The sequence below is a fragment of the Pseudomonas sp. Snoq117.2 genome, assembly GCF_900110545.1.
Lineage (GTDB): Bacteria > Pseudomonadota > Gammaproteobacteria > Pseudomonadales > Pseudomonadaceae > Chryseomonas > Chryseomonas benzopyrenica.
Genome location: NZ_FOED01000002.1, coordinates 351,253 through 372,044, shown reverse-complemented (window position 1 = coordinate 372,044; position 20,792 = coordinate 351,253). Strand labels below are relative to the sequence as shown.

Annotated in this window: 21 protein-coding genes; 17 read left to right on the top strand and 4 right to left on the bottom strand. The window is 65.1% G+C overall.

Annotated elements, in window-relative coordinates:
• Window positions 1-10 precede the first annotated feature (10 nt).
• The 4 genes from BMZ43_RS07640 (at window position 11) to BMZ43_RS07625 (ending at window position 2,524) form a co-directional block, all read left to right on the top strand.
• Window positions 11-562: a chromate transporter gene (locus tag BMZ43_RS07640; protein WP_093251952.1), complete on the top strand. Its 552-nt coding sequence runs from the start codon at window positions 11-13 to the stop codon at window positions 560-562.
• Window positions 559-1,011 (top strand): chromate transporter, encoded by a 453-nt coding sequence (locus tag BMZ43_RS07635; protein WP_256562890.1) that lies wholly within the window; start codon window positions 559-561, stop codon window positions 1,009-1,011. Before BMZ43_RS07640 ends, BMZ43_RS07635 begins: the two co-directional genes overlap by 4 nt.
• Before the next feature lie 122 nt (window positions 1,012-1,133).
• Window positions 1,134-1,616, top strand: coding sequence for a GNAT family N-acetyltransferase (locus BMZ43_RS07630; protein ID WP_093251948.1), 483 nt, complete (start codon window positions 1,134-1,136; stop codon window positions 1,614-1,616).
• Window positions 1,613-2,524 (top strand): bestrophin family protein, encoded by a 912-nt coding sequence (locus BMZ43_RS07625; RefSeq protein WP_093251941.1) that lies wholly within the window; start codon window positions 1,613-1,615, stop codon window positions 2,522-2,524. Before BMZ43_RS07630 ends, BMZ43_RS07625 begins: the two co-directional genes overlap by 4 nt.
• A gap of 154 nt (window positions 2,525-2,678) precedes the next feature.
• Here BMZ43_RS07625 and BMZ43_RS07620 read toward each other — a convergent pair whose 3' ends face one another.
• Both BMZ43_RS07620 and BMZ43_RS07615 read right to left on the bottom strand, forming a co-directional pair.
• Entirely contained in the window at window positions 2,679-2,867 is a 189-nt protein-coding gene (locus BMZ43_RS07620; RefSeq protein ID WP_256204540.1) for a DUF1272 domain-containing protein, read from the bottom strand.
• A gap of 25 nt (window positions 2,868-2,892) precedes the next feature.
• Window positions 2,893-3,879, bottom strand: coding sequence for a GlxA family transcriptional regulator (locus BMZ43_RS07615; RefSeq protein WP_093251934.1), 987 nt, complete (start codon window positions 3,877-3,879; stop codon window positions 2,893-2,895).
• A 136-nt stretch (window positions 3,880-4,015) separates the two neighbouring features.
• Here BMZ43_RS07615 and scpB point away from each other — a divergent pair, with 136 nt between their 5' ends.
• Window positions 4,016-4,759, top strand: a complete 744-nt coding sequence (gene scpB, locus BMZ43_RS07610) for an SMC-Scp complex subunit ScpB (protein ID WP_017641314.1) — start codon at window positions 4,016-4,018, stop codon at window positions 4,757-4,759.
• Window positions 4,760-5,000: 241 nt separating this feature from the next.
• Here scpB and gap read toward each other — a convergent pair whose 3' ends face one another.
• A complete protein-coding gene (gene gap / locus BMZ43_RS07605) occupies window positions 5,001-6,005 on the bottom strand; it encodes a type I glyceraldehyde-3-phosphate dehydrogenase (RefSeq protein WP_017641313.1) in 1,005 nt (334 codons plus the stop codon).
• 136 nt (window positions 6,006-6,141) lie between these two features.
• Between gap and edd the strand changes: the two genes are divergently transcribed.
• From edd to BMZ43_RS07545, 12 genes are all read left to right on the top strand, one after another.
• Window positions 6,142-7,971 carry a phosphogluconate dehydratase gene (gene edd, locus BMZ43_RS07600; protein ID WP_017641312.1) on the top strand — a complete coding sequence of 610 codons (1,830 nt, stop codon included), beginning with the start codon at window positions 6,142-6,144 and terminating at the stop codon, window positions 7,969-7,971.
• Entirely contained in the window at window positions 7,968-8,945 is a 978-nt protein-coding gene (locus tag BMZ43_RS07595) for a glucokinase (protein ID WP_007158679.1), read from the top strand. The genes edd and BMZ43_RS07595 overlap by 4 nt, the downstream gene beginning before the upstream one ends.
• Window positions 8,946-9,049: 104 nt before the next feature.
• Window positions 9,050-9,790 carry a response regulator gene (locus tag BMZ43_RS07590; RefSeq protein WP_093251928.1) on the top strand — a complete coding sequence of 247 codons (741 nt, stop codon included), beginning with the start codon at window positions 9,050-9,052 and terminating at the stop codon, window positions 9,788-9,790.
• A complete protein-coding gene (locus BMZ43_RS07585; protein ID WP_093251923.1) occupies window positions 9,780-11,228 on the top strand; it encodes an ATP-binding protein in 1,449 nt (482 codons plus the stop codon). The genes BMZ43_RS07590 and BMZ43_RS07585 overlap by 11 nt, the downstream gene beginning before the upstream one ends.
• 123 nt (window positions 11,229-11,351) lie before the next feature.
• The gene (locus BMZ43_RS07580) at window positions 11,352-12,614 is read left to right on the top strand and encodes an ABC transporter substrate-binding protein (RefSeq protein WP_093251919.1); all 1,263 of its coding nucleotides are present in this window, start codon (window positions 11,352-11,354) and stop codon (window positions 12,612-12,614) included.
• Window positions 12,615-12,755: 141 nt separating this feature from the next.
• The gene (locus BMZ43_RS07575; protein WP_017641308.1) at window positions 12,756-13,673 is read left to right on the top strand and encodes a carbohydrate ABC transporter permease; all 918 of its coding nucleotides are present in this window, start codon (window positions 12,756-12,758) and stop codon (window positions 13,671-13,673) included.
• Window positions 13,666-14,496 (top strand): carbohydrate ABC transporter permease, encoded by an 831-nt coding sequence (locus BMZ43_RS07570; RefSeq protein ID WP_017641307.1) that lies wholly within the window; start codon window positions 13,666-13,668, stop codon window positions 14,494-14,496. The genes BMZ43_RS07575 and BMZ43_RS07570 overlap by 8 nt, the downstream gene beginning before the upstream one ends.
• 11 nt (window positions 14,497-14,507) lie before the next feature.
• Window positions 14,508-15,608 (top strand): ABC transporter ATP-binding protein, encoded by a 1,101-nt coding sequence (locus BMZ43_RS07565; protein WP_064309573.1) that lies wholly within the window; start codon window positions 14,508-14,510, stop codon window positions 15,606-15,608.
• 128 nt (window positions 15,609-15,736) lie between these two features.
• Window positions 15,737-16,642, top strand: coding sequence for a carbohydrate kinase family protein (locus BMZ43_RS07560; protein ID WP_017641305.1), 906 nt, complete (start codon window positions 15,737-15,739; stop codon window positions 16,640-16,642).
• A 40-nt stretch (window positions 16,643-16,682) separates the two neighbouring features.
• Complete coding sequence (locus tag BMZ43_RS07555; RefSeq protein ID WP_093251914.1) at window positions 16,683-17,894, top strand: AGE family epimerase/isomerase; 1,212 nt, start codon at window positions 16,683-16,685, stop codon at window positions 17,892-17,894.
• A gap of 62 nt (window positions 17,895-17,956) precedes the next feature.
• Window positions 17,957-19,357, top strand: a complete 1,401-nt coding sequence (locus BMZ43_RS07550; RefSeq protein WP_093251910.1) for a carbohydrate porin — start codon at window positions 17,957-17,959, stop codon at window positions 19,355-19,357.
• 92 nt (window positions 19,358-19,449) lie between these two features.
• Window positions 19,450-19,623, top strand: coding sequence for a DUF1289 domain-containing protein (locus tag BMZ43_RS07545; protein WP_082696425.1), 174 nt, complete (start codon window positions 19,450-19,452; stop codon window positions 19,621-19,623).
• Window positions 19,624-19,860: 237 nt separating this feature from the next.
• Here the strand turns inward: BMZ43_RS07545 and BMZ43_RS07540 are convergent, their stop codons facing one another.
• Window positions 19,861-20,736 (bottom strand): LysR family transcriptional regulator, encoded by an 876-nt coding sequence (locus BMZ43_RS07540; protein WP_093251904.1) that lies wholly within the window; start codon window positions 20,734-20,736, stop codon window positions 19,861-19,863.
• Window positions 20,737-20,792 lie beyond the last annotated feature (56 nt).

Here is a 20,792-nt window from a genome sequence, read left to right as displayed (position 1 = left end):
ACCCCTGCCCATGGACAACGACTCCACCCTGCACCGGCCGCGGCGCCGCGATCTCTTCCTCGGTTTCTTCGGCCTGGGCATCACGGCCTTCGGTGGGGTGCTGCCGCTGGCGCGGCGCTACCTGGTGGAGAAGCGGCGCTGGCTGTCGGCGGAGGAATTCACCGAATTGCTCGGCCTCTGCCAGTTCTTGCCGGGCGGCAACATCATCAACCTCTCGGTGGCGGTGGGCATGAGATTCGCCGGCTGGAGCGGCGCCCTGGCCGCTGCCGCCGGGTTGCTGGTGGGGCCGACCCTGGTGGTGGTCGGCCTGGGCGTGCTCTACGACCGCTACCATGACGACCCCCTGGTGGGTCGCGCCTTCGCCGGTCTCGCGGCCGCGGCCGCCGGCCTGCTGGTAGCCATGGCGGTCAAGCTCATTCAGCCCTTGCGCGGTCGCTGGCTGGCTTTGGGCATCGCCTGCCTGGCCTTTCTCGCCTTGGCGCTGTTCAAGCTGCCGCTGCTCTGGACCATGCTGGTGCTCACCCCGATCAGCGTCCTGCTCAGCTATCGGCAGGGCCTATGAGCGCGACCCTGTTGGCCCTGACACTGATCTTTACCCAGCTCTCGCTGCTGGCCTTTGGCGGTGGCAACTCGGTGCTGCCGGAGATGCAGCGCCAGGTGGTGACGGTGCACGGCTGGATGAGCGCCGCCGACTTCGCCGCCCTGTTCGCCCTGGCCCAGGCGGCGCCCGGTCCCAACCTGATGATCGTGCCGCTGATCGGCTGGCACGTGGCCGGCTGGCCGGGTCTGCTGGTGACCTCCCTGGCCAAGTTCGTACCGTCCTCGCTGTTGACCCTCGGCGTGCTGCACCTCTGGCAACGCTTCGCCGACCGCCCCTGGCGCCGTCATCTGCAGGCCGGACTGGTGCCGGTCACCGTCGGCCTGGTAGCCGCCAGTGCCTGGCTGGTGGGCGTGAGCGTGGCCACCACGCCGCTGTGGGTGCTGATCCTGGCGGCGGGTGCTCTGGGGTAGCTATTTACCCGCTGGCATCCGCTGTGGCTGCTGGCCGGCGGGACATTGGTCGGGATAGTGTTTGGTAGCTAAGCCAAAAAAGCTGGGCAAGATCGTCCAGCCATCGACCCGAGGACCTCACCTTGCAGCTAAGCCATCGGCCGGTCCAGGACAGTGACCTGCCCGCCCTATGCGAATTTTCCAAAAACCCCACGGAGCTGATGTTCTGGTTTCCCCGTGCCCAATTCCCGCTCACCCCAGTTCGATTGCAGGCCGCCATCGCGGAGCGTCGCGACAATCGCGTCGTGGTGGCGGATGGGCGAGTGGTGGGATTTTCCAACTTCTGCAGGTGGGCGGATGAGGTGTATGCGATTGGCAATGCCGTCGTTGATCCCGCCTACCGGGGGCAGGGGGTCGGACGTTACCTGCTGAAGATGATGATAGGGCGCGCGTTCGAGACACACGGCGCTCGTGAAGTGGTCCTTTCCTGTTTCAACGCAAACGTGGTGGGGCTACTGCTCTACCAAGCCTTGGGCTTCACCCCCTATGCCATCGAAGAGCGACGTTCGGTGGCCGGTGAGCGGGTGGCGCTGATTCATCTCAGACTGCCTCGGCCTTACCGGTGATCACCCGCCCCCAGAATCCCTCGCTGCGCGAACTGCTGTTCACGATACGCGGGTCCATCGTCCAGGCGATCTGGCGCAAGCTGCTCTATGTGATGCTGCTGAGCCTGGCGGTAACCCTCAGCCATGGCGTCATCCTGCGCTTCGACTTCGGCCTGACCACCACCCCGCTGACCCTCTGGGGCCTGACCCTGGCGATCTTTCTCGGCTTTCGCAACACCACCGCCTACCAGCGCTTCTGGGAGGCGCGTGGTCTGTGGGGCGAACTGCTGATCGCCGGACGCAACCTGGCGCGCCAGGTCGAGACCCTGTTGCCTAGCCTGAACGCAGCTGAGCGCCGCCAGCTGCTGACCCCGCTGTTGGCCTTTGGTTATGCGCTGCGTGATCACCTGCGCCGGGAAGCGCCGTCTGCTGATCTGCAGCGCGTGCTGGCGGGGGAGGAAACCCTGCTCGCGGCCCCTCACCGACCCAGTGCGCTGATCCGCCGGCTGGGCACGACGCTGGTTGCCCGGGCACGACAGGAAGGGCTCGGTGACCCGTTGATCGCCAACGTCGATAACCAGTTGGACCGGCTGACCACGGTGCTCAGCGGCTGCGAGCGCATCCGCCAGACCCCCATTCCCTATCCCTACATCCTGATGCTGCACCGGGTGGTGCACGTCTATTGCTTCCTGCTACCGTTCTGCCTGGTGGACAGCCTGGGCTGGTTCACGCCGCTGGCGGTGCTGGTGCTCGCCTACACCTTCTTTGGCCTGGATGCCCTGGGCGACCAGATCGCCGATCCCTTCGGCACCCAGCCCAACCATCTGCCGCTGGACGCCCTCAGTCGTGGGCTGGAAATCGCCGTGCTGGATCTGCTGGGCGAACCCACCCCGGAGCCGATCCGCGCGGAGGCGGGGTTGTTGCGGTGATGGCGTGATGATTCGCGTTGATGCGATCGCGGCCATGGGCCGCTCCTACAGCAGAGGTGTATTTGTAGGAGCGGCCCATGGCCGCGATCAGAAGTCTGCCTCAGAGCGGTCACATCGGCGGATCGCCATGGCCGTGCCGTGCCGTGCCTTGCTGTCAGGTGTCTTGAGCTTCTTTCGCTACCCGCCGTGGACGCCTGACCAGCTCCCCGCGACAATTCGGACACTGCTCCTGCAGCGGCCCCGCCGCGCATTCCGTGCAAAAGGTGCATTCATAGGAGCAGATCACCGCCTCCTTGCTCTCCATCGGCAACGCCTTGGCGCAGTGCTCACACGAAGTCCGCATGTCCAGCATGGCTGTCGCTCCCTGATCAGGCGCCGAAGCGCGCTGCGTAGTCCTGGGGGCTGACTGCCAGGTGCTTGTGAAAGGTGCGTCGCAGATTTTCCGGATGGCCGAAGCCGCACAGGCGCGAAACGGTGCCGATGGAGGCCTGGCCATCCTGCAGCAGTACTCGCGCCGTCTCCAGCCGGACCTGCTCGACATAGCGACCCGGACCCATGCCCACCTCGCGACTGAACAGCCGCGACAGCGTACGGGGCGCCATATGGGCGCGTTCGGCCAGACGTTCCAGCCCGAGGTCCTCGCCGAGGTGGCCGGGAATCCAGTCGAGCAGGGCGGCCAGGCGGGGCGTCCGTCCCGGATCGGGCGCCAGGCAGGCGCTGAATTGCGCCTGGCCACCGGGACGGCGAAGGAACATCACCAACCGCCGCGCCACCGCCAGGGCCAGGGGGCGCCCGAGATCGGCCTCCACCAGCGCCAGGGCCAGGTCGATACCGGCGGTGACGCCGGCCGAGGTGAAGACATGGGGATCGCCATCGCGCCCCAGTGGATCATAGGTATGCAGGCGGTCGCCCTGGACCTCGATGTCCGGAAAGGCCGCCAGTTCGTCGACATAGGCCCAGTGGGTGGTGGCCCGGCGGCCGTCGAGCAGGCCGGCGCTGGCCAGCATCAAGGCGCCGGAACACACCGAGCCAAGACGCCGCACCCGGGGCTCCAGATCGCGCAGCCAGGCCTGCAGGCCGGCATCCTGGCGTAGCGTCTCGATGCCTATGCCGCCAGGGATCAGCAGGGTGTCCACCTCATCCACGTCCAGGTCGTACCAACCCTGTTCGGCCTGGATGCCGATGCCGGCTGACGTCCTGACCAAGCCTTCGGCGGCGCCCAGCAGGCGCAGCTGATAGTAGGCGGGCAGGCCCTGACGTTCCCGTTCCAGGTTGGCCGAGGCGAATACCTGCAGCGGGCCGGTGACGTCCAGGCTCATGACGTCGGGGTAGAGCAGGGCGGCGATCAGCGGCATGGGTGGCTCTCCGTAGCGATCCGGGAAGCATGCCTGGGCGTTCTATTGGCGACAAGGTCAAAGATCCCACGGATCTGGCCATCGGTTGGTAGGTTGCATTTGGCGGGACCCGCGCCCGGCCTTATCATCGCCGCCCATGAACTACACCGATCCCAAGCAACTGGCACCCTTGCTGGAAGCCATACTGCTCGCTGCCGGCCGCCCCCTGACCCTGGAGCGTCTGGCCGAACTCTTCGAAGAATACGAGCGCCCCGAGCCCGCCCACCTGCGTGCCGGTCTCGCCGTGCTCGGCGGCTCCTGTCGCAAGCGCGGCTTCGAGCTCAAGGAGGTGGCGTCCGGCTATCGCCTGCAGGTGCGCGAAAAGTACGCGCCTTGGGTCGGGCGACTCTGGGAAGAGCGCCCGCCGCGCTATTCCCGCGCCATGCTGGAGACCCTGGCGCTGATCGCCTATCGCCAGCCGATCACCCGTGGCGAGATCGAGGAGGTGCGCGGCGTGGCGGTCAACAGCCAGATCGTCAAGACGCTGTTGGAACGCGACTGGATCCGCGTGGTGGGCTATCGCGACGTCCCCGGCCGCCCGGCCATGTTCGCCACCACCAAGACCTTTCTCGACTATTTCGACCTGCGCAGCCTCGATCAGCTGCCGCCCCTGGCCGAGGTCCGCCAGCTGGAACCCGAACCGGCGTCGGTGCTGGAAGACCCCGAGTTGAGCCTGGCGGCGCTGGGGGTAGGGGAGCCGGAGCAAGAAGAGGACACCCTGGTGGTTCCCGAGCGCACCAGCTTTCGCACCCTGCTCACCGAGCTGGACGCCATGGAGACCGGCCTCAAGACCGATTTCGACGACCTGCGCCAGGCGGCGGACGAAGAAGACGAGGGTTGAGTCAGCCCTGTTGGGCTTCGCTGCGCTCAGCCCAACCTACATAAGCCTCCCCAGTGGCTGATCCGTATCGCGGCCATGCCGGTGCGCCGTAGCGACCGCTCCAGGCTCCGATTTAACTGTAGGAGCGGCCCATGGCCGCGATATTCGAATAGGTTGGCGCTTCGCATAGCGAAGCCCAGCACTCTCGCCAAAACGAAAAAAGCGCCCGAAGGCGCTTTCTTCCAACCCAGACCTACAGACCTCAGGCCGGCGCGTTGACCAGCGCCTTGCAGGTATCGAGCATACGGTTGGAGAAGCCCCACTCGTTGTCGTACCAGGCCATGATCTTCACCAGCTTGCCGCTCACCTTGGTGTGGTTGGCGTCGAAGATCGACGACAGGCGGTTGTGGTTGAAGTCGATGGAGACCAGCGGCTTGTCGTTGTAGCCCAGCACCGGCGAAGCTTCGGCCGCCGCCTTCATGAAGGCGTTGATGGTCTTGGCGTCGGTTTCCTTGGCGGTCAGGATGGTCAAATCGACCAGCGACACGTTGATGGTCGGCACCCGCACCGCCATGCCGCTAAACTTGCCTTGCAGCTCCGGCAATACCAGGCCCACGGCCTCGGCGGCACCGGTCTTGGTCGGAATCATCGACTGGGTGGCCGAACGCGCCCGGAAGGGGTCGGAGTGGTAGACGTCCGACAGGTTCTGGTCGTTGGTGTAGGCATGGATGGTGGTCATCAAACCATTCTCGATGCCCAGCTCGCGCTGCAGTACTTGGGCGACGGGCGCCAGGCAGTTGGTGGTGCAGGAGGCGTTGGAGATGATCTGGTGCGACTGACGCAGGATGTTGTCGTTGACGCCATAGACGATGGTGGCGTCCACGTCCTTGCCCGGTGCCGAGATGATCACCTTGGAGGCGCCGGCTTCCAGATGGGCAGCGGCCTTGTCGCGGCTGGTGAAGAGGCCGGTGCACTCGAACACCACGTCGACCTTCAGGTCCTTCCACGGCAGCTCGGCCGGGTTGCGGATGGCCGTCACGGCGATGCGATCGCCATTGACCACCAGCTTGTCGCCCTCGACGGACACCTCGGCAGGGAAGCGGTCATGAACGCTGTCATACTGTAGGAGATGCGCATTGATGGCGGCGTCGCCCAGGTCGTTGATCGCGACGACCTCCAGGTCCTGGCGATAGCCCTCGGTATACAGCGCCCGCAGCACGTTGCGGCCGATGCGTCCAAAACCATTGATGGCAATACGAATACTCATTGAGAGAAACCTCGCGATAGCTGGGTTTTGTTGTAAAAAACATTACACATGACGCGTGCTAAGCGGAATAATAGCGCCAATTTGGCTGTGAATGTTTTAAATAACAACAAATTTAGCCCGGTGGAGAATCGAAACCATGCATCCTCGCGTCCTCGAAGTCACACAGCGGTTGGTGGAACGCAGTCGTCCGACCCGTGAGCGTTACCTCGCCATGATCCGGGCCGCCGCCAGCGACGGTCCGCAGCGCGGCAAGCTGCAATGCGCCAATTTCGCCCATGGCGTCGCCGGGTGTGGATCCTCGACGGATAAGCAGCGCCTCCGTTTGATGGACCAGGCCAACGTCGCCATCGTTTCCAGCTACAACGACATGTTGTCGGCTCATCAGCCCTACGAGCACTACCCGGAGCTGATCAAACAGGCCCTGCGCGAGATCGGCTCCGTCGGTCAGTTCGCCGGTGGCGTGCCGGCCATGTGCGACGGCGTGACCCAGGGCGAGGCCGGCATGGAGCTCAGCCTGGCGAGCCGTGAGGTCATCGCCATGTCCACCGCCGTGGCCCTGTCGCACAACATGTTCGACGCCGCGCTGCTGCTGGGCATCTGCGACAAGATCATTCCTGGCCTGATGATCGGCGCGCTGCGCTTCGGCCATCTGCCGATGATCTTCGTCCCGGGCGGCCCCATGCCATCGGGCATCTCCAACAAGGAGAAGGCGCGCGTGCGCCAGGCCTTCGCCGAGGGCAAGGCGACCCGCGAGGAGTTGCTGGAGTCGGAGATGAAGTCCTACCACAGCCCTGGCACCTGCACCTTCTATGGCACCGCCAACACCAATCAGGTGGTGATGGAAGTGATGGGCCTGCACCTGCCGGGGTCTTCCTTCGTCAATCCCTACACCCCGCTGCGTGACGAACTCACCCGCGAGGCGGCGCGCCAGGTAACCCGCATCACCCATCAGGGCGGCAACTTCATGCCGCTGGGCGAGATCGTCGACGAGAAGTCCATCGTCAACTCCGTGGTCGCCCTGAGCGCCACCGGTGGCTCGACCAACCATACCCTGCACATCCCGGCCATCGCCCAGGCCGCCGGCATCCAGCTGACCTGGGACGACATGGCCGAGATCTCCGCGGTGACCCCGACCCTGGCGCAGGTCTATCCCAACGGCAAGGCCGACGTGAACCACTTCCACGCCGCCGGTGGCGTCAACTTCATGGTGCACACCCTGCTCGAAGCCGGGCTGCTGCACGAAGACGTCAACACCATCATGGGCCACGGTCTGTCGCGCTACCTGCAGGAACCCTTCCTGGTGGACGGCAAGCTGGAGTGGCGCACCGGGCGCGCCGAGAGCCTGGACGAAGACATCCTGCGGCCGGCCAGCCGCCCGTTCAACGAAGAGGGCGGCCTGCGCGTCATGCAGGGCAACCTCGGCCGCGGCGTGATGAAGGTGTCGGCCGTGGCGCCCAAACATCAGTTGGTCGAGGCCCCGGCGCGGGTCTTCCATGACCAGAGCGAACTGGCGGCCGCCTTCAAGGCCGGCGAACTGGAGCGCGACTTCGTCGCGGTGGTACGCTTCCAGGGACCCAAGGCCCTGGGTATGCCCGAGTTGCACAAGCTCACCCCCTACCTCGGCGTGCTGCAGGATCGCGGCTTCAAGGTGGCTCTGGTCACCGACGGCCGCATGTCCGGCGCTTCGGGCAAGGTTCCGGCGGCGATCCATGTCTGCCCGGAAGCCATCGACGGCGGTCCGCTGGCCAAGGTCTGTGACGGCGATCTCATCCGTGTCGATGGGCGTACCGGAGAGCTGAGGATTCTGGTCCCGGCGGACGAATGGATGGCCCGCCAGACGGTCGAAGCGCCCCAGGGCACCGGGGTAGGCTGTGGTCGTGAGTTGTTCGCCTTCATGCGCGGCGCCATGAGCACGGCTGAATCGGGTGCCAGTGCATTTACTTCCAGCCTGGAGGCGCTGAAATGAGTTTGGCTTTGGTTGGCGACATCGGGGGCACCAATGCCCGCTTCGCCCTGTGGCGTGACGGTCGCCTGGAGGCCATCGAGGTCTTCGCCTGTGCGGATTACGCCTGTCCGGAAGACGCGGTACGCAAGTACCTGGCGCAGACCGGCGTGGCGCTGGATGACATCACCGCCGTGTGCCTCGCCTGTGCGGGCCCGGTGGGCGAGGGTGACTTCCGCTTCACCAACAATCACTGGGTGATCAAGCGCGAGCAGTTCTGCCGCGAGCTGGGTCTGACTCATCTGCTGCTGATCAACGACTTCACGTCCATGGCCTGGGCCATCGCTCGCCTGGATCCGGCGGACTCGGTCCAGGTGCGCGACGGCATCGCCTTGCCGACCCGCCCGCGCCTGGTGATCGGTCCCGGCACCGGCCTGGGTCTCGCCAGCCTGGTGCCCAGCGGCAAGGATCGCTGGATCGTGCTGCCGAGCGAGGGTGGTCACGTCGACCTGCCGATCAACACCCAGCGCGAATTCGATATCTGGAAGATCCTCAAGCGTCAGTTCGGCAATCACGTCTCCGCGGAGCGCGTGGTGTCCGGCAGCGGCCTGGTCAACCTCTATCACGCGAGTTGCGAGCTGGACGGCCGGACCGCCGCCCTGCACAGCGCGGCGGACATCTGCGAGCTGGCGCTCAAGGGCGATCCCTATGCCGATGCCGTGCTGGAGCAGTTCTTCATCTGGCTGGCGCGGGTCGCCGGCAACGCGGCCCTGACCCTGGGCGCCCTGGGTGGCGTCTATATCGCCGGCGGCATCCTGCCGCGCTTCGTCGAGCGCTTCCAGAGCGGGGCCTTCGCCCATGCCTTCGCCGACAAGGGCAAGACCAGCAGCGCCTACCTCAAGGACATCCCGGCCTGGCTGGTGACCGCCGAGTATCCGGGGCTGTTCGGTGCAGGCGTCGCCCTGGATCAGACCATCGCAGAAGCGCGGCAGGCCTGATCTACCCCGGGGTCGGGCGACTACTCAAGGTCGCCCGACCCCGGTATGCTGCCGGCACTACCGGTAGCTGGCCTCCGGCCAAGACAACAAGAGCGAACATCGCCATGTCCACCCTGGGCAAATCCCTCCTGGTCGTCGACGACGACGGGGAAATCCGTGAGCTTCTCGACGCCTATCTCACCCGTGCCGGCTATCAGGTGCGCGCCGTTGGCGATGGCCGCGAGCTGCGCCGGGCGCTGGGTGACTTCGTCCCCGACCTGCTGATCCTCGACGTCATGCTCCCCGGCGAAGACGGCTTCGCCCTCTGCCGCTGGATGCGCGAGCAGTCGAGCTGCCGCCAGGTGCCCATCATCATGCTCACCGCCAGTTCCGACGAGGCGGATCGGGTCATTGGCCTGGAACTGGGCGCCGACGACTACCTGGGCAAGCCCTTCAGCCCCCGCGAACTGCTGGCGCGCATCAAGGCGCTGTTGCGCCGGGCCGGCTTTGGCGAAACGCGTCCGGTGGCTACCGGTCTGCTGACCTTCGACGACTGGCGCCTGGATCCGGTCAGTCATCGGCTGTTCCACCGCGACGGCGAGGAGGTCATCCTGTCGGGCGCCGATTTCACCCTGCTCAAGCTGTTTCTCGATCATCCTCAGCAAATCCTCGACCGCGACACCATCGCCAATGCCACCCGGGGCCGCGAGGTGCTGCCGCTGGAGCGCATCGTCGACATGGCGGTGAGTCGCCTGCGCCAGCGCCTGCGCGACACCGGCAAATCGCCGCGGTTGATCCGCACTGTGCGGGGATCCGGCTACCTGCTCGCCGCCGAGGTCAGCGGACTGGTCGCCGATGTGGTGTAGCGGTCCGCTCGCGCGGCTGGTGCCGCGTTCCCTGCTGGCGCGGATGCTGCTCCTGACCCTGCTGGCGGTGCTCCTGGCCCAGGGCGCCTCGGCGCTGTTCTGGTCGGCCGCATTGCGCAGCGATCGCAACCAGGGCCTGCAGACCGCGGCCCGCAGCCTGGGCTATTCCATCGCCGCCAGCGTGCGTTATTTCAGCCTGCTGCCACCGGCCTATCGGCCTCTGGTGCTGGAACAGCTGCGCAACATGGGCGGCACACGCTTCTTCGTCTCGCTCAACGAAAAGCCGCTGACCATGCAGGCACTGCCCGCGACCCCGGGGCGTCGCGCCGTGCTGCAGGAGGTCGAAGCGGTGCTGCGCGAACGCCTGGGCGCCACCATGCCCATGTACGTGGAATTCATCGGCCCGCAACAGCTGCGGCTGTTCAACGGTGCCTTGGCGCTCGACGAGCTGCCGCGCTCCTGGGCGCACTATGCCCTGAGTCTGGAACCGCTGGAGCCGCCGGTGCTGGTGACCCAGATCCGCATCGGCGAAGGGGAGTGGGTGTATCTGGCGACCCTGATGCCGGCGCCTTATTACAGCCTGGACGAATCCTGGCTGCCCCTGCAGCAATTGCTGTTCATGGTGTTCAGCAGCGCCTTCTTGCTGCTGTTCATCGGCCTGCTGATCCGCTGGCAGAGTCGCCCGCTCAAACGCCTGTCGCGCGCCGCACGGGAGCTGTCGCTGGAGGTCCATACGCCGTCGGTGCGGGAAGAGGGCGCCCAGGAGATCCGCGAGGTCACCCGCGCCTTCAATGCCATGCGTGAACGCATCGCCCGCTACCTGGACGAGCGCGCCCAGCTGTTCAGCGCCATCTCCCACGACCTGCGTACCCCCATCACCCGGCTGCGCCTGCGCGCCGAGTTGGTGGACGACGAGGTGATGCAAGCCAAGCTGGTGCGTGATCTGGATGAGCTGGATCTGTTGGTGAAGGGCGCCCTGCAGTGCGTCAAGGACACCGACATTCACGAGAACCTGGAACCGGTCGACCTGCAGGCGCTGCTGGTGCAACTGGTGGAGCCCTTCACCCAGGAGCAGCCCCCGCGGGTATGCCTCACCGGAGAAGCCCAGGGCAACCTGCTGGGCAAGCCCCTGGCGCTCAAGCGCTGCATCGGCAATCTGCTGGACAACGCCCTCAAGTATGGCCATCGCGCTCATTTGCAGGTGGAGGACGACGGTCATGCCTTCGTCCTGCATGTCGACGACGAAGGGCCAGGGGTGCCCGAGCAGGAGCTGGAGCAGGTGTTCCAACCCCATGTCCGCCTGGCCACCGACCGCCAGGGTTACGGCCTGGGCCTGGGCATCGCCCGCAACCTGGCCCACGCCCATGGCGGCGAGGTGGAGCTGCGCAACCGCCGCGAGGGCGGTCTGCGGGTGACCCTGACCCTACCGCGCAGCTAGGCAGGACCCTACCGCTATGTCACCAGCTCGTGACAAAACGCCTTCCCTTCGTTACCCACGGCCGCAGTCGTCTGACTAGACTCGGCCCAGCTCCAATAAAAAAACAACAAGGAACGACCCCTCATGAAGGCATTGAATCGTCTCGCTCTCGCCGTTTCCCTTTCCTGCGCCGCGCTGGCTGCCCCCCTGACCGCCCATGCCGGTGAGGTCGAGGTGCTGCACTGGTGGACCTCCGGTGGCGAGGCTCGCGCCGTCGATGTGCTCAAGCAACTGATGCAGAAGCAGGGCGATACTTGGAAGGACTTCGCCGTGGCCGGTGGCGCCGGTGAAGCCGCCATGACCGTGCTCAAGACCCGCGCCGTCTCCGGCAACCCGCCGTCCGCTGCCCAGCTGAAAGGCCCCGACATCCAGGAGTGGGCCAGCATGGGCTTCCTGGCCAACATCAGCGACATCGCCAAGCAGGGTAACTGGGACACCATCCTGCCCAAGCGCGTGGCTCAGACCATGCAGCACGACGGCGAGTACGTCGCCGTGCCGGCCGGCATCCACCGCATCAACTGGCTGTGGATCAACCCCGCCGTCTTCAAGAAGGCCGGCGCTAAGGTCCCCACCACCCTGGACGAATTCTTCGAAGCCGCCGACAAGCTGAAGGCCGCTGGCGTCGTGCCCCTGGCCCACGGTGGTCAGAACTGGCAGGACGGTACCATCTTCGAATCCCTGGTCATGGCCATCATGGGCCCGGAAGGCTACGACAAGGTCTTCGTGCAGACCGATGCCGACACCATGCGCAGCGACAAGATGGTCGAGGTCTTCAAGACCTTTAAGCGCATCAAGGGCTACGTCGATCCCAACGCCGCCGGTCGCGACTGGAACCTGGCCACCGCCATGGTCATCGAGGGCAAGGCCGGCATGCAGATCATGGGCGACTGGGCCAAGGCGGAATTCACCGCCGCCGGCAAGAAGCCGGGCGTCGACTACGAATGCGTGGTCATGCCAGGCACCCAGGGCGACTTCATCTACAACATCGACTCCCTGGCCATGTTCAAGATCAAGAACAAGGACAACCAGAAGGCCCAGGACGATCTGGTGCGCACCGTCATCGACAAGCCCTTCCAGGAGGTCTTCAACCTCAACAAGGGCTCCATCCCGGTGCGCAACGACATCGACCTGGCCAAGTTCGACAGCTGCGCCCAGCAGTCCGCCAAGGACTTCCAGGCGGCCAATGCCGAGGGCAAGGCCGAGCCGAGCATGGCGCACAGCATGGCCAACACCAGCTATGTGCAGGGTGCGATCTTCGACGTGGTGACCAACTTCTTCAACGACGCCAACGCCGATCCGAAGAAGGCCACCGAGCAACTGGTCGCCGCCATCCAGGCCGCGAAGTAAGCGCAAACAGCCATCGGTAAGGATTGTTTATCGCGGCCGTAGGCCGCTCCTACAGGCCAATCGTCGGCTGTAGGAGCGGCCCATGGCCGCGATCATCCAACTGCCTGACGCCCAGATAATACCACCCCTGAGAACGCCTCCATGGCTCTTACCGAAACTCTTCCCGCGACGGCGGTCAGCCGACGCCCGGACCGGCTGCAGCGCCTGCTGCCCAAGCTGGTGCTGGCGCCCACGGCCATCGCCATGGTCGTCTGCCTCTATGGCTACATGCTGTGGACGGCGGTGATCTCCTTTACCAACTCGCGTTTCCTGCCCAGCTACAATTTCGCCGGCTTCGCCCAGTACGCGCGGCTGCTGGAGAACGACCGCTGGCTGGTGGCCTGCAAGAACCTGGCGATCTTCGGCGGTCTGTTCATCCTGCTGAGCCTGGCCATTGGTGTCTTCTTCGCCATCCTGCTGGACCAGCGCATCCGCCGCGAAGGCTTCATCCGCACCATCTACCTCTATCCCATGGCGCTGTCGATGATCGTCACCGGCACCGCCTGGAAATGGCTGCTCAACCCCGGCATGGGGCTGGACAAGCTGCTGCGCGACTGGGGCTGGGAAGGCTTTCGCTTCGACTGGCTGGTGGATCCCGACCGAGTCATCTACTGCCTGCTGATCGCCGCCCTCTGGCAGGCCTCGGGCTTCGTCATGGCCATGTTCCTGGCCGGTCTGCGGGGCGTGGATTCCTCCATCCTGCGCGCCGCCCAAGTCGACGGGGCAGGGCTGCCCACCATCTACCTGCGCATCGTCCTGCCGAGCCTGCGGCCGGTGTTCTTCAGTGCGGTGATGATCCTCGCCCACATCGCCATCAAGAGCTTCGACCTGGTGATGGCCATGACCGCGGGTGGTCCCGGCTACGCCTCGGACCTGCCGGCGGTGTTCATGTACCAGCACACCTTCACCCGCGGCCAGATGGGCCTGGGTTCGGCCAGTGCGGTGTTGATGCTCGGCGCGGTGCTGGCGGTGCTGGTGCCCTATCTCTACTCGGAATTGCGGAGCAAGCGAAATGGCTAAGGCTCTGAACGTCAATCGCGTGGCCATCCACGCCACCCTGATCATCGCCTGCGCGGTCTATCTGGTGCCGCTGCTGGTGATGCTGCTGACCAGCTTCAAGACCCCGGACGATGTCCGCACCGGCAACCTGCTCAGCCTGCCCCTGGACTGGACGGTGATCGGCTGGCTCAAGGCCTGGGACGTGGTGCACAGCTACTTCTGGAACTCCTTCATGATCACCGTGCCCGCGGTGATCATCTCCACCTTCATCGGCGCGCTCAACGGCTACGCCCTGTCGAAGTGGCAGTTCCGCGGCTCGAACCTGCTATTCAGCCTGCTGCTGTTCGGCTGCTTCATTCCCTTCCAGGTGATCCTGCTGCCGATGTCCTTCACCCTCGGCCAGCTGGGCCTGGCCAACACCACCGCCGGCCTGGTGCTGGTGCACGTGATCTACGGCCTGGCCTTCACCACGCTGTTCTTCCGCAACTACTACGTGGGCATCCCCGATGCCCTGATCAAGGCGGCGCGGCTGGACGGAGCGGGCTTCTTCACCATCTTCTTCAAGATCCTGCTGCCGCTGTCCACGCCCATCGTGATGGTCAGCCTGATCTGGCAGTTCACCCAGGTGTGGAACGACTTCCTGTTCGGCGTGGTGTTCGCCAGCGGCTCGTCGCAGCCCATCACCGTGGCCCTGAACAACCTGGTCAACACCAGCACCGGCGCGAAGGAATACAACGTCGACATGGCCGCCGCCATGATCGCCGCGCTGCCGACGCTGCTGGTCTACATCTTCGCTGGCAAGTATTTCGTCCGGGGCCTGACCTCGGGCGTGGTCAAAGGATAAGGAAGGCCACCATGGCAGCTCTCGAACTCAAAAGCGTACGCAAGACCTACGGCAACGCCGCCCAGGAAGCCCTCAAGGGCATCGACATCCGCATCGACGCGGGTCAGTTCCTCATCCTGGTGGGCCCCTCCGGCTGTGGCAAATCCACCCTGATGAACGCCATTGCCGGCCTGGAAGACATCAGCAGCGGCGCCATCTGCCTGGACGGCGAGGACGTCACCCAGGTCGAGCCCAAGGACCGGGATATCGCCATGGTGTTCCAGTCCTACGCCCTGTATCCGACCATGACCGTGCGCGAGAACATCGCCTTCGGCCTGAAGATCCGCAAGACGCCCAAGGAGCAGATCGACGCCGAGGTGGCGCGCGTGGCCAAGCTGCTGCAGATCGAGCACCTGCTGGAGCGCAAGCCGGCGCAGCTCTCCGGTGGCCAGCAGCAGCGGGTGGCCATGGGCCGTGCCCTGGCGCGCCGGCCCAAGCTCTATCTGTTCGACGAGCCGCTGTCCAACCTCGACGCCAAGCTGCGGGTGGAGATGCGCACCGAGATCAAGCTGATGCACCAGCGCCTGCAGACCACTACGGTCTACGTCACCCATGACCAGATCGAAGCCATGACCCTGGGAGATCGGGTCGCGGTGATGAAGGATGGCGAGGTGCAGCAGTTCGGTACCCCTGAAGAGATCTACAACGATCCGGCCAACCTCTTCGTCGCCAGTTTCATCGGCTCGCCGCCGATGAACTTCGTGCCGGTGCGTCTCGAAGCCCGTGAGGGCAGGGTGGTCGCGCGGGTCACCGGCGACACCGGCGACAGCCAGGTGGACTTGCCGGAACTGGATCCGGCGCTGGCTGGCCGAGAGGCTATTCTTGGGGTGCGTCCGGAGCAGATCCAGTCGGCGCATCCGGCCGACAGTGCTGTGCCGGGGATCCTGACGCGGATCCAGGTGGTCGAGCCGACCGGCCCGGACACCCTGCTGTACGCCGAATGGAACGGCACCAAGGTCTGCTGCCGGGTCGCGCCGGGCGAGGCGCCGCGGGCCGGCGACCAGGTGCTGTGGCGGATCGATTCGCGACGGGCGGTGCTGTTCGATCCTGCGAGCGGTCGCCGACTTTCTTGAACAGAGTTCATGGCTGAAACGTTACAGCAGTGGTAAGGTCCGCCCGCCGCCGCGCCTGAGGTCGGGTTGCGGCCTTACCAAAGGCTCGGGATCGACTCCCGGCTGCCGTGACAGACAGGAGAACAAGAATGGCACTACCCCGCGTTGTGGTCTTTGGCGAAGCCCTCACCGACATCGTCCAGGGTAATCCTGGCGAATGGCGGGGTTATCCAGGCGGCGCCCCCTGGAACGTGGCGCGTGGCCTGGCCCGGCTGGGCGTGACAAGCGCCTTCGGTGGTGCCATCAGTCAGGATGGCCTGGGTGACGAGATCGCCTGGCAATCGGAAACCGCCGGTCTCGATACCCGCTTCCTCCAGCGTGTCGCCGCCGACCCGTTGGTGGCAATCGTGCCGTCGAGCCGCCCGCCGCGCTATTTCTTCGCCGGCGAAGCCGATCTGCAGTTCGATCCGGCGCTGCTGCCCGAAGGCTGGCTGGAGGCCGCCGAAGTCTGCCATTTCAGCTGCATCAGCCTGGCCCGCTATCCGCTGGCCGATACCCTGCTGAACCTGGCCCGCCAGGCCAAGGCCGCCGGCAAGCGTCTGAGCTACGATCCCAACTGGCGCAACCTGATGGACGATCGCTATCGCCAGCAGACCTTCCCCGAACTGGTGCGCCTGGCCGACGACATCAAGCTGTCCGACGAAGACATCCGCCAGATCTATCCGGGCCTGGACGAGCGCGCCGCGCTGGACGAATTGCGCGCCCTCAATCCACAGGCCCGCATTCTCTTCACCCGTGGCGAGCACGGCCTGGTGCTCTATACCCCGGACGGCGAATGGCAGCAGCCCGCCATCGCCGTGGACGTCGTCGATACCGTGGGCGCCGGCGATGCCTCCATGGCCGGCTGGCTGGCCTCGGGCCTGCTGGGCCTGACCGACCTGCAGCAGCGCCTGAGATTCGCCGCGGCCAGTGCCTCGGTGTCCTGCCGCCATGCCGGCGCCTATGCGCCGACCCGTGCCGATGTCGAAGCCCTGCTGCAGGTGAGCCCTCACTAGACCGCTTTCCCACAACAACAATAGCCGCCAAGGAAACCCGATGGACTTCCCCGATTTTCGTCGTCGCGACACCCTGCTGGAACACGTCCGCCACACCCTGGCGTTCTACCATCCCCGCTGTGTCGATCCCCAAGGCGGCTTCTATCACTTCTTCAAGGATGACGGCACGGTCTACGACCGCCAGACCCGCCATCTGGTCTCCAGCACCCGCTTCGTCTTCGATTTCGCCATGGCCTATCGACACTTCGGCGACCCGGCCTATCTGGACGCGACCCGTCACGGCCTGAGGTACCTGCGCGAGCGGCATCGCCAGGCCAATGGGGGCTATGCCTGGCTGCTCGACGGCGACACCGTGGTGGATGGCACCAATCACTGCTATGGCCTGGCCTTCGTGGTGCTGGCCTACGCCCACGGCCTGCAGGCGGGCATCCAGGAAGCGCGCAACTGGCTGAGCGAAGCCTGGGAATCCCTGGAAACCCACTTCTGGCGTGAAGCCGATGGCCTCTATGTCGACGAGATCAGTGCCGACTGGCAGACCGTGGCGCCGTATCGCGGCCAGAACGCCAACATGCACGCCTGCGAAGCCCTGCTGGCCGCCTTCGAAGCCAGCGGCGAGGTGCGCTACCTGGACCGCGCCGAGACCCTGGCGCGCAACATGACCCAGCGCCAGGCCGCGCTGACCCTGGGCCAGGGCGGGGTGGCCGACAAGGTCCCCGGTGGCCTGGTCTGGGAGCACTACCACAGCGACTGGTCCATCGACTGGGACTACAACCGCGACGATCCGGCCAACCTGTTCCGGCCCTGGGGTTTCCAGCCGGGGCACCAAATCGAATGGGCCAAGCTGCTGCTGATCCTCGAACGCCATCGCCCCCAGCCCTGGTTGCTGCCGCGGGCCCAGGCGCTGTTCGATATCTCCTGGCGCCTGAGCTGGGATGGCGAGCACGGCGGCCTCTACTACGGCTTCGCCCCGGATGGTTCGCCCTGCGATCCGGACAAGTATTTCTGGGTGCAGGCCGAGGCCCTGGCCGCCGCGGCGCTGCTGGCGGAGCGCAGTGGCGAGGCCCGCTATTGGGAACACTATGAGGCGCTCTGGCGCTACAGCTGGACGCATTTCATCGATCACGAGCACGGCGCGTGGTGGCGCCTGCTCGACCGTCGGAACCACAAGTACTCCGACGACAAGAGTCCGGCCGGCAAGGTCGACTACCACACCATGGGTGCCTGTTACGAAGTCCTCAACGTCCTGCCGTAAGCATTAGAGACGCGGGTTTCGGGCCCTGGGTGTCATCACTTCAATAAAAAGGGATCTCAGTAATGAATAGTCAGAATCACAAGAATCGTTCGGGGCTCGCACTGCCCCTGGTGTCGCTGCTCGCCCTGGCGGTCTCCGCCGGTGCCCAGGCGGCCCCCCAGGCCAATCCGGGTGGCAACTTCAGCGGCGTCAACAACACCGAGGCCGCCTTCGAGCCCCTGGGCAACACCATGACCGGTGACTGGGGTGGCGTGCGCAAGGACCTGCGCGACAAGGGCTGGGACATCAAGCTCGAATACGTGGGCGAAGGCGCGACCAACCTGCGTGGCGGCTACGACGACGATCGCACCGGGCGCTGGAGCTCGCAGTACATGTTCGGCCTGTGGGGCGACATGAACAAGATCGCCGGCTGGGAAAACTCGGTGTTCAAGCTGGCCATCACCTCCCGTGACGGCCGCAACCTCACCGACGATCGCATCACCGATCCGCGCGTGGGCGGCTACTCCTCGGTACAGGAAGTCTATGGCCGTGGCCAGACCTGGCGTCTGACCCAGCTGTGGCTGTCCAAGGGCTTCTTCGACGGTCGCCTGGACATCAAGGCCGGTCGCTTCGGTGAAGGCGAGGACTTCAACTCCTTCGAGTGCGACTTCCAGAACCTGGCGTTCTGCGGCTCCCAGGTCGGCAACTGGGAAGGCGTCTGGTACAACTGGCCGGTCAGCCAGTGGGCCCTGCGCGTCAAGTACAACCTGACCCCCGAGCTGTTCGTCCAGGTCGGTGCCTACGAGCAGAATCCGTCGCTGCTGGAAACCGGCAACGGCTTCAAGCTCAACGGCAGCGGCACCAAGGGTGCGGTCCTGCCGGTGGAAATGGTCTGGTCGCCCAAGGTCAACGGCCTGCCGGGCGAATACCGCGTCGGCTATTACTACAGCACCGCCGATGCCAACGACGTCTACGAGGACGTCAACGGCAACTCCGCGGCCCTCACCGGTCTGGACTACAAAGAGCACTCCAGCAAGCACGGCTACTGGGTCGTGGCCCGTCAGCAGATCACCGCTCACAATGATGACCCGAGCCGTGGCCTGTCGGTGTTCGCCAACTTCACCGCCCATGCCAAGGACGTCAACAAGGTCAGCAGCTACGTCCAGGCCGGCCTGGTCTACAAGGGCCCCTTCGATGGCCGTCCCAAGGATGACATCGGCTTCGGTGTCGCGCGCATCACCACCAACGGTGACTTCCGCGACAACCAGCGCGCCCTCAACCAGGCCGCCGGTGCCACCGACTACAACGATCCGGCCTTCACGCCGCTGCAGCACAACGAGTACGACGCCGAGATCTACTACGGCGTGCACGTGACCAACTGGCTCACCGTGCGCCCCAACCTCCAGTACATCAAGAACCCGGGTGGCGTGCGTGAGGTCGACAATGCCGTGGTGGGTGGCCTGAAGGTTCAAGCGGTTTTCTAAATCGCCCCCATAGCCTGCCATCCTGCCCGATGGCGCTGGACAGGGCCCTGCAGTGGTTATACTGCAGGGCCTTTTTCATTTCCGAGGTTGCCGTGGGTAAGGTCGAAAGTCCCTGCATCAGCCAGTGCAAGATCAAAGACGACGTCTGCCAGGGATGTGGCCGCAAACGCTCAGAGATCAAGGGATGGAAAGAGCTGAAGGACAAGGAGCGCAAGGAAGTCATCGACAAATCGAAGAAGCGCCTGAAGAAGCTCAAGAAGGGCTGAGCGCTCTTCGCTCGGAGTCGTATTGTAGGTCGGGCTGAGCGCAGCGAAATCCAACGTTGGCCAGGTCACGCCGCATTGTTGGGCTTCGACGATAAAGCCGTCTCAGCCCAACCTACGGCGCTGATCGCGGCCATAGGCCGCTCCTACAGGTTAGCTTCGTACTTGTAGGAGCGGCCCATGGCCGCGATTGCCAATGCCGGAAACGCATGCCTAATCAATAGGTATACGCTGAACGCGTTACTTCCCCTCCACCTCATCCAGCAATCCCATGAACGCCTGCGCCGCATTCGAATGGGTGCGCTCGGTATGCAGGATGTACCCCAGGCGCCGCTCCAACTGAATTCCCGGCAGCGGCAGCCGGCGTACCTGATCGTCCAGCAGGGTCCGCGGCAGGACGCTCCAGGCCAGGCCAATGGAGACCAGCATCTTGATGGTTTCCAGGTAGTTGGTGCTCATGGCGATGTTGGGTGTCAGTCCCTGGGCATCGAACAGACCATGGACGATCAGGCGGGTAAAGGTATTGCCGCCGGGAAACACCGCCGGGTGCCGCGCCACATCGGCCAGGCTGACCTCCTTCTGGTTTGCCAGCGCATGCTCGGGCGCCGCCACGAAATCCAGGGGATCGTTCCACACCGGCACCGCCTTGATCGGCGCCGCGGTCTGGGGTGCCAGGGTGATGATGGCCAGCTCCACCCGCCCATGCAGGATCTCGTCGTAGGCCGCTTCCGAATCGAGAAAGCGGATGTCGAGGGCGACCTCGGGATACTCCCGAGTGAACCGTCTAAGGATCGGCGGCAGCCGGTGCAGGCCGATGTGGTGACTGGTCGCCAGCGTCAGCCGGCCGCCGATGGCACCATTGAGATTGGTCAGGGCGCGCCGGGTATCATCGATCACGCCGAGAATCTGATAGGCGCGGGGGAGCAGGGCACGTCCGGCCTCGGTCAGGCTGACCTCGCGCCCGATGCGATCGAACAGTCGCAGCCCCAGCTGCAGCTCCAGCGCCGCGATGCGCTTGCTCACCGCCGGCTGGGTCAGGTGCAGGCGCTCGCCGGCGTCGGAAAAGCCGCCGGTTTCGGCCACCGCGACAAAGGCATTCAGATTGGCGAGGTCCAAAACGTCGAATTCCTGTTGGTTATGCGCTTCATGAAAAAGATGAATTTGTTTCATGC